The following is an 8,126-nucleotide window of genomic DNA, read 5'->3' as shown; positions in this document are numbered from 1 at the left end:
GCCGCAGTAGTCGATCACGTGCAGACGCCCCTCCGGATCGAAGTCCACGTCGATATCCGGCAAGGAGACGCGCTCCGGGTTCAGGAACCTCTCGAAGATCAGACCATGCTTCAACGGGTCCAGTTCCGTGATGCCCATCGCGTACGCGACCATCGACCCTGCCGCCGAACCACGGCCCGGACCGACCATGATGCCGTGGTCCTTCGCCCACTGGATGTAGTCGGCCACCACAAGGAAGTAGCCGCAGAACTGCATCTGGCAGATCACACCACACTCATAATCCGCCTGGCGCGACACCTCCTCCGGCACATTGCCGTCGTAACGGCGCTCCAGGCCCTCCTCGACCTTCTTGAGGAACAGGCTCGCCTCGTCCCAGCCTTCCGGGCAGTCGAACTGCGGCATGAACGCGCCGTCCTCGTGGTCGTCGAAGATCACGTTGCAGCGCTCCGCGATCTCCAGCGTGTTGTCGCACGCCTCGGGGAATTCGCGGAACAGCTCGCGCATCTCCTCCGCGGGCTTGATGTAGTAGCCCGTGCCGTCGAACTTGAACCGATCCGGGTCGTCCAGATGCGAACCCGAGTTGATGCACAGCATCGCGTCCTGCGCCTCCGCGTCCTCGGCATGCACGTAATGCGAATCGTTCGTGGCCAACAGCGGCGCATCAAGCTTCCTCGCGATCGTCAGCAGGCCGAACTGCACACGATCCTCCACATCGAGGCCGTGTCGCATCAGCTCGATGTAGAAGTTGTCCCGGCCGAAGATGTCCTGGAACTCCCCCGCCGCACGCAACGCTTCATCGAACTGCCCCAGACGCAACCTGGTCTGGATGATGCCCGACGGACAACCCGACGACGCGATCACGCCCTTTGAATAGGTCGAAAGCACATCCTTGTCCATACGAGGGTATTTCGACACCCGCCCCTCAAGATTGGCCACGGACGACGCCTTGATGAGATTCGATAACCCCTCGTTGCTGCTCGCCCACATCGTCAGATGCGTGTACCAACCGCCTCCGGAGACGTCATCGCCACGCTGGTCCTCGGTGCCCCAGTGCACGCGCGACTTATCCTTACGCGCGGTCTCCGGCGTCACATACGCCTCGATGCCGATGATCGGCTTGACGCCGTTGGCCACGCAGCTCGCATACATCTCATACGCACCGTGCATGTTGCCATGATCCGTGATACCGATTGCCGGCATGCCCAGCGCCCGGACCCGATTCACAAGGGCCGGGATTTTCGATGCACCGTCGAGCAGCGAGTAATGCGTGTGATTATGCAAATGCACGAAATTGCCGTTTCCGTTCATATACGGGACGATATGATGCGGTTTTCCGGATAGGTAGAAAACTACCTGTCGAATTCCGATGCATATAGATTCGATGCCAACATCCCATATGCGTCACGGAGGGCGGATTGATGAGCATAGAGCTTGAGTGGACCACCGACATCGATGATGATTCACCGTACGTACTTGACAGTGAACATATTGGGCGCATGGCCCATGATGAGTTCCAACTGGCGGCAGTCAGACTGTCGTCGTTTGTGGAGGATATGAGTGGAAGTAGCACAAATATCGAATGGCACGATGACCATGTTGCGGAACTCGTGTTTCCCGGTTCAGTAGATGATGAACCGTCCAATGAGGATTGCACAGAGAAATCATTCGTCCCATCGAACTCCTGTTCGTTCGATGACACAGAAAGGGTGACAAGTCTTCTGACGTTGTTGGAACGTATCCATGCCATAGGAACCAGCAGTTTGGAATCCATCGATTTCCGTTCCGACACGTACCGCTTCACTGATGGGAAGACTATCTGCATGGCCTTCGAGTATGTCATGGTCGATTTGCTTGATGCGCATTTCGATCTTCTGGAGAAAGTCTGCAATTCCAGAACAGGTTTTTTGACCATTCGTTCGAAATACTGCACTTTGGCACTGGATACGGAATGGTTACGGGGAATCAAATGTGGATTGGGCATCATACGCAGTGCGGCGCATATCCATCATCTTTCCCGACGTGGGGTAACGGGGATGCTGATGAGGAGATTCAACGTCGCCTCACTCATACCGCTCAAGCAGTATGTGCCCGGCTCTGCACAGTTCAGCACGGATTGATTCCGGCTCCAGCACCGTGATGCGAACGCCGCTGTTGGTATATTGCAAAGCCCACCAAATCGTCGACCACGGAGTCGCCTTGACAGTCACCTCATAGACGCCGTCACCGACATGCGTTGCCTGCGCGTCGGGAAACCAATCGAACACCGGTTCGAGACCGCCCACGACACGCAGTCGCACCGGTATCGCAGGTCCCGGAGATGGGTAGGGACGTTCATCCATGAAGGCCGTGAGATCGATCGGGGCCCCGTTCTCATCGGTGAAGCTGTCGAACGAGCGATCCAGTGTGTGGTCGTTTCCGTCGACCATCAGATCACGAATGCGCTCGACGTGCAGACAGGCCAGATCGTCGTAAGGCCGGAGATGGCAGATGAGATAGTACTTCTCATTCTTGTACCGTAGATCGTACGGGTCAGCGACATATTCCCTCGGACGGCCGTCTTCCCCAAGTCTGGGCACGAGCTCGCCGCTGACATCATACGTGCAATAGTGGAAGCGGATGCCTCGCTCATGGGCGATGGCATCGTTCAACCGCTCGATGTCGTTGAGGAATTCCCGGTTGTAGTGCCGGGGAGTCATCAGCGGTCCGCGTATGCCAAGCTGGTCGGAACGGCCGGCGAAGGCGTAGATCCTAGCGATCAGATCCTGAATGTATTCTCCGTCCGAACGGGACAGCGCCGCACCGTCGGCGAGCAGCCGCATCTGTGCTGTATCGAATACCGGCTCGATGTACCAGCCGGGACGAGGATCGGGGCTTTCCGCATCCTTGAGGTCGCCTCTCTCTATCCGATCGACCTTACGACCGAATGGCTGCATCTCCCGCAGCGCGTACAGATGTCCCCTGATCGTCTTCACGGTGATGCCGAGCTGATCGGCCAGCCATGCGGCTGTGACTCCGTGCTCACGATCCGTGTTCTCGTCAAGCAGTTCCAGAATCCCGATGATGATCTCCGACCGGGAACCGCCCTTGCGCACCGAATCTCGTTCCATGGCCACATCCTTTCGGCATGACCGACCGAATCACAGCTGAAGCCGGTAGAAAACTACCTGCTCATTATACGTCCTCTGATACTGGCGATGTGGAGACTCACCCATCGAATTGACGGGAAGGGACCTCTCGTCGCGCTGCATTTCGACGGTTGCGACGATGCGAAACACGGGAAAGGCTAAGGAGATACGACAATGAGTGAGAACATCGATCCGGAAACGCATCTTGATAGAACCCTGACATTTGACACTTTCATACCGGCCGACTGCAACCGATTCGCCCGGTCTGCGGCGATTGCCGTGGCCAATGGCTCGGGGCAGCTCTTCAACCCGCTGTACATCTATGGCGGATCCGGTCGGGGCAAGACCCATCTGTTGAACGCGACTGGCAATTATGCGATCGTCAAGGATCCGAGTCTGAGGATTCGCTACGTCACCGCCGGGGAGTTCACCGAGGAATTCTCCAAGGCGAAATCGCAGTGGCGTACAACGGAATTCAACCGTTGCTACCGCGAGCTCGACATGCTGCTTGTCGACGACATCCAGATGCTGAGCGGAGAGGACGACGCCTCGGAGCAGTTCAGGCGTACGTTCTGTACGCCGCTCTGGGCGAATAAAAGCGTCGTCGTTACTGCCGAAGTAGCTCCGCAGAGGCTCGACGAATTCGGATCCGACCTTCTCTCACGCTTGGAGGCCGGGCTCGCCGTTGACGTCAAAGCACCCGATAGCGACGCTCTCATCAGCATTCTGCGGATGCATGCTTCAAACGACAGCCTGAGGATCCCGGATGGGATTCTCAGGCTCATCGCCTCCTCCTGTGAGGTCCCAACGAGCATAGATCGATTCATGGAGCAAACACGAACCTCCCTGCTCACAATGGACGATGAACTGGGAAGGATGAGCGAATCTCTGGAAGAAATAAGAAGCATGATGCGGAGCATCGGGAAGAATCCATCGAAATAGCGTGGCATGTGATATCCCGCGATGCATCTTCGTGATGACGGCGCGCATCGTTGTATTTAGAAATGGTTCCTCCATCGACATTGTCAGTGAAGGAGCCAAACTCGCTCTCTTCGACTTACGGCAGCATCTGAGTGGGAACCGCAGAAGGTTGCATCGGTCCTGTCTCATGGCGTGGCATACCGTTGAGAACCAGATGCGAAATCGCTTTCGAAGCGACACTGGTAGCGATGACCATCATGTTGTCGCATGCCTCAGGCACATCGGCGAACAGCAGTCGCATTCCCCCGGCCCTGTACCAATATCTTGTCCCAGCTCACGCGCGTGGGGTCCTTCGGTCGGTTCCCGGAGTAACGTAGATCTCAAGGCTTAGGATCACTCCAATTTGCTGTCATCGGCAGGTGCTACGGAAGGCGAGCTGCCCGCCGACGCTACCATGATCGATCAGTCCGAGAGCCAATCGGCCCAAATATGCCGCGGTCTTCGCCAGATCGTCGATCATGGCTATGCGGTCGGCCATCAAATAGGTTCTGTACACATGGATATGTACGAAAACCTGCATTGCCGTCATTCTGTCTCGATTGGGAATCATCTGCGGGGGGTTACATCATCGTTGCGATATTCGCGTGCTGGTAGATATCTATCGCTTCCCGTGCCAAGATGTTCTGATATCGACGTTGAGCCGAATGGCATCAAGGAATCAACAGACATCGAAGTTCAGGACTCTGCTTCTGCTCTGTTTAATGGATAGGGCATAGCGGGGATGCAGGTAGCCGTTGACGGACCGGCATCCCCATTATGTTGGTTTAATCCATTAGAAGGGCTGTGAGTCGTTTGGTGAGTTCGGCACGACGCATGTTGATGAATCCATGGAAATTCCTGATGCTGAGGTCGGTGTCGGGAGGTACGAGGAAGAAGCTTCCATTGAGTCCATGACCTTTGGCCCAAGTATCAAGCGGTGTAAGTGTCTTGTCGATATTTTCGGCGCTGTTGCTGTTTTCGTGGGTGGTGGTTCGTGGTTGAGGCGTTGAGGGAGTAAGAGAAGAGCGCTTTCCGGGTAGGATGTTTTCGACCAAGATAAACACACAACCGCAAAGCGCCTGATGAACAGCATATTCAAACAGCTCCTCAACGTCAAAGGCATGGTGGTCGAGTCCGCGAGGATCGTCGACGGGCCCATGCGTCCCGAACCCGTGCTCGAGGTGCGCGTGCGCCCTCGCGCGGGCATGCTCCGATGCTCGAGATGCGGGCGGAAGCGGCGCGGCTACGACCGTGGCGGCGGGGTGCGCCGGTGGCGTCATCAGGATTTCGGCTGCTGGCGGGTGGAGCTGGTCGCCGCCATGCCGCGCGTGGAGTGCCCCAAGTGCGGCGTGGTCGTCGCGATGGTGCCGTGGGCGGAGCCCGGGAGCCGGTTCACTAGGGATTTCGAGGCGGAGTGCGCGTGGCTGATGACCGTCGCCGACCAGAAGACCGTGAGCGGGTTCCTGCACGTGGCGTGGAGGACCGCCGGCCGGATCGCCCATAGGGTCGCCGGCCGGCTGAAGGCCGCGATGCCGTCGCCGTTCGACCATCTCACGTCGATCGGCGTGGACGAGACCAGCTACAGGAAGGGCCACACGTACATCACCGTCGTCGTCGACCACGAACGGCGCCGGGTGATCTGGGCGCACGACGGATACGGCAGGGACGTGTTCGACCTGTTCTTCCAACAGCTGACCCCGGAGCAGCGCGCATCCATCCGGGTCGTCACCGGCGACGGGGCGAGGTGGATCGACTCGTGCGTGCACGAATGGTGCCCGAACGCCGAGCGCGTGCTCGACGGGTTCCACATCGTCAGCTGGATGACCGACGCGCTCGACAAGGTGAGGAAACGCCTCTGGAACCAAGCGAGACGCGACGGCGACCAGGAGGGCGTCAAGCGCATGCGCGGCGTCAAATACGCCGTGCTGAAGAACCCGGACCAATTGACCGACCGGCAGGACGAATCCCTCGCCGCATTGGGGAACACGGACCCCAAGGGACAGCTCTACCGCGCATGGCAGCTCAAGGAACTGTTGAGGAACCTGCTCAAACACCCGCTCGGACAGGCCACCGCGGAGCTCAAACACTGGGTGTTCTGGGCGTCCCACAGCCGCATCCCCGAGATCGTCGAACTCTCACGCAAGATCAGACGCCGCCGCCCCGACATCCTCAGGACGATCGAGCTGGGCTACTCCAACGCCAGACTCGAGGCGTTCAACAACCGCATCAAGGTCACCATCCGCATGGCCTACGGCTTCCACCACGTGAACAACCTCATCAGCCTCGTCATGCTCCGATGCGGCGGCCTCAACATCCGACTACCCCAACCCACCAACTAACCCACGAAAACAGCAGAAGCCTCATATTTTCCCTCTTTTCCAACAGTTGAAGATTGAGGACACTGTTCCAGTTGCGTGGATCCATAGCGAAATCAATGTCTTCAGGATCGGGAAATACCTCAGATAGCTTTTTCTGTAAAGCGGCCTTCCTTTCCTTTTTAGGCAGTGACTCATCTTCCTTAAAGAAGGATGCGGGATACAGATGATCCTGTTCGTAATGAAGAGCGGGGTCGAGTCGACCATGCAGTAGATGAAGAATATACGTTGCTTCATGTGTGCCGTACTCGCTTTCCAACAAGCCCTCAATCGCTTCTTGACCCAGCGAATAGTCTTTGCGTGTGTCTTTGAAACGGATGCGGATTTCCTTCAAAGGGAAATGTGTGGGAGTCGAGGATTTACGAATTACATCGCGTAGTCCACTCAGAAGATTGTCGGTTTGGCCGCCGAATATTCCCTTCAGCAAGCTTATATTCAACCATTTCAGGATATCCTCAACGACCGGTTGTTGTGCGGTTGAGATCTGTCCGAATGTAGTCTTGTCGATATCAGCAAACTGGTTGGTCTGAATGAAGTATTGAACGATTGGAATGACGGCATTTCGCGCACGAAGCGTTCGATCGTCAAATCCTTGTCGTTGCAAAAAAGTGAATGTATTAGATATCGCCGATGAAAGCGTACTCCAATGTTGGGCAAGAATATCCACCTGCGATTTGCCAAAGTTTTCGACTTTGAATTTAACGTCTTTACCATAGCAGACCAAGAACGTTCTAAGAACCAGGTCCTTGTCAATGTGGAATCCAGTGTTGGTATTGACCTGAGTAACCAACTGTTCGACGTTATCCCTCATGTCTTCCCAGTTGGAGGATGCAATAGCCATAATCAAATCAGACTTTGTCAAAGGCACTCCGCCACTATTGGTTCTGGTGAAAATCTCCAGTACCTTATCCTGATCCTAGTCTTCCTGAACATAGAAACTGACACGTTCATCTTTGAGCAAGCGGTCGCGAAGAAGCTCCAAACGGTCAAAAGCGACATCGTAATTTGTGAGTTTGTTATCGAGCAGATACCGGCTGACGTACTTCGGATCCTTGGCCCTGAGTATCTGGCCAACGGGATACCACCAATGATTATTCTCTTGATCTGTGATCGCCTTATCTTTGGTCATAAATTTGAATGGGTATGCATAATCGGAATCCGTATCGGGTTGTCCGAGAAGATCGAGATACAGTCGCAGTTTGGGGAAATTTTCGGGAGTGTCCTCCCAACCTCGATACTTACGATGTGCGGCATAGGTTCCGTTCAGCCCGATATGAAGACTCGTGAGACGTTGCTGGCCATCAATGACAGCATACAGAGGATTGGTGCCGATTACCGATACAGCTTCGTTCTCGGTCTTGTATCGTTCTTTATAATTCGTAATGAATGAATAGAATGGGTAATCAGTTCGAAGAGATTCTCCTTCTTTTCCATCGGATATATGCCATAGCATTAATGTGTTAATGGGATAGTCCTGCATAATGCTATCAAAAAGACATTCGATTTGCTCAGTCGTCCATACAAACTTCCTTTGGATTCCCGGTAACACATAATTACCTTGTTTGACTTGGTCGATTGCATATGCAATTGTCATCGGCAATCTATAACTGTTCTTTTCACTAGACATAATGGCGGTTTCCTTAGTAATCGAAGATTGTATTATTAT

At 55.1% G+C, this 8,126-nt stretch carries 8 protein-coding genes; 3 read left to right on the top strand and 5 right to left on the bottom strand.

Translation table 11 applies throughout. The features are described from left to right. On the bottom strand, positions 1–1,308 hold a 1,308-nt coding region (gene dnaE, locus BFAL_RS10395), incomplete at its 3' end, for a DNA polymerase III subunit alpha (protein ID WP_152973659.1). 110 nt (positions 1,309–1,418) lie between these two features. Between dnaE and BFAL_RS11185 the strand changes: the two genes are divergently transcribed. Next, positions 1,419–2,117 (top strand): hypothetical protein, encoded by a 699-nt coding sequence (locus BFAL_RS11185; RefSeq protein WP_152973658.1) that lies wholly within the window; start codon positions 1,419–1,421, stop codon positions 2,115–2,117. On the opposite strand, the gene BFAL_RS10390 is transcribed toward BFAL_RS11185, so the two are convergent. Then, positions 2,061–3,107, bottom strand: coding sequence for a helix-turn-helix transcriptional regulator (locus BFAL_RS10390; protein ID WP_055428302.1), 1,047 nt, complete (start codon positions 3,105–3,107; stop codon positions 2,061–2,063). The genes BFAL_RS11185 and BFAL_RS10390 overlap by 57 nt on opposite strands. Positions 3,108–3,299: 192 nt before the next feature. Here BFAL_RS10390 and BFAL_RS10385 point away from each other — a divergent pair, with 192 nt between their 5' ends. Further along, entirely contained in the window at positions 3,300–4,067 is a 768-nt protein-coding gene (locus BFAL_RS10385) for a DnaA/Hda family protein (RefSeq protein ID WP_055428301.1), read from the top strand. A 388-nt stretch (positions 4,068–4,455) separates the two neighbouring features. Here the strand turns inward: BFAL_RS10385 and BFAL_RS10380 are convergent, their stop codons facing one another. Next, on the bottom strand, positions 4,456–4,635 hold the full coding sequence (locus tag BFAL_RS10380; RefSeq protein ID WP_055428300.1) for a hypothetical protein: 180 nt from the start codon (positions 4,633–4,635) through the stop codon (positions 4,456–4,458). Positions 4,636–5,167: 532 nt separating this feature from the next. On the opposite strand from BFAL_RS10380, the gene BFAL_RS10375 reads away from it, so the two are divergent. Next, positions 5,168–6,424, top strand: coding sequence for an ISL3 family transposase (locus BFAL_RS10375; protein WP_055428299.1), 1,257 nt, complete (start codon positions 5,168–5,170; stop codon positions 6,422–6,424). Here BFAL_RS10375 and BFAL_RS10850 read toward each other — a convergent pair. Beyond that, positions 6,393–7,301 carry a hypothetical protein gene (locus BFAL_RS10850; protein WP_152973657.1) on the bottom strand — a complete coding sequence of 303 codons (909 nt, stop codon included), beginning with the start codon at positions 7,299–7,301 and terminating at the stop codon, positions 6,393–6,395. The genes BFAL_RS10375 and BFAL_RS10850 overlap by 32 nt on opposite strands. Before the next feature lie 75 nt (positions 7,302–7,376). Then, positions 7,377–8,126: DUF262 domain-containing protein (locus BFAL_RS10845; protein ID WP_236691742.1), on the bottom strand; the 750-nt coding region annotated here is incomplete at its 5' end.

Source organism: Bifidobacterium aesculapii, assembly GCF_001417815.1.
GTDB classification, from domain to species: domain Bacteria; phylum Actinomycetota; class Actinomycetes; order Actinomycetales; family Bifidobacteriaceae; genus Bifidobacterium; species Bifidobacterium aesculapii.
Note: the sequence above shows the minus strand (reverse complement) of the source record. Positions and strands in the feature narration are given on the sequence as shown.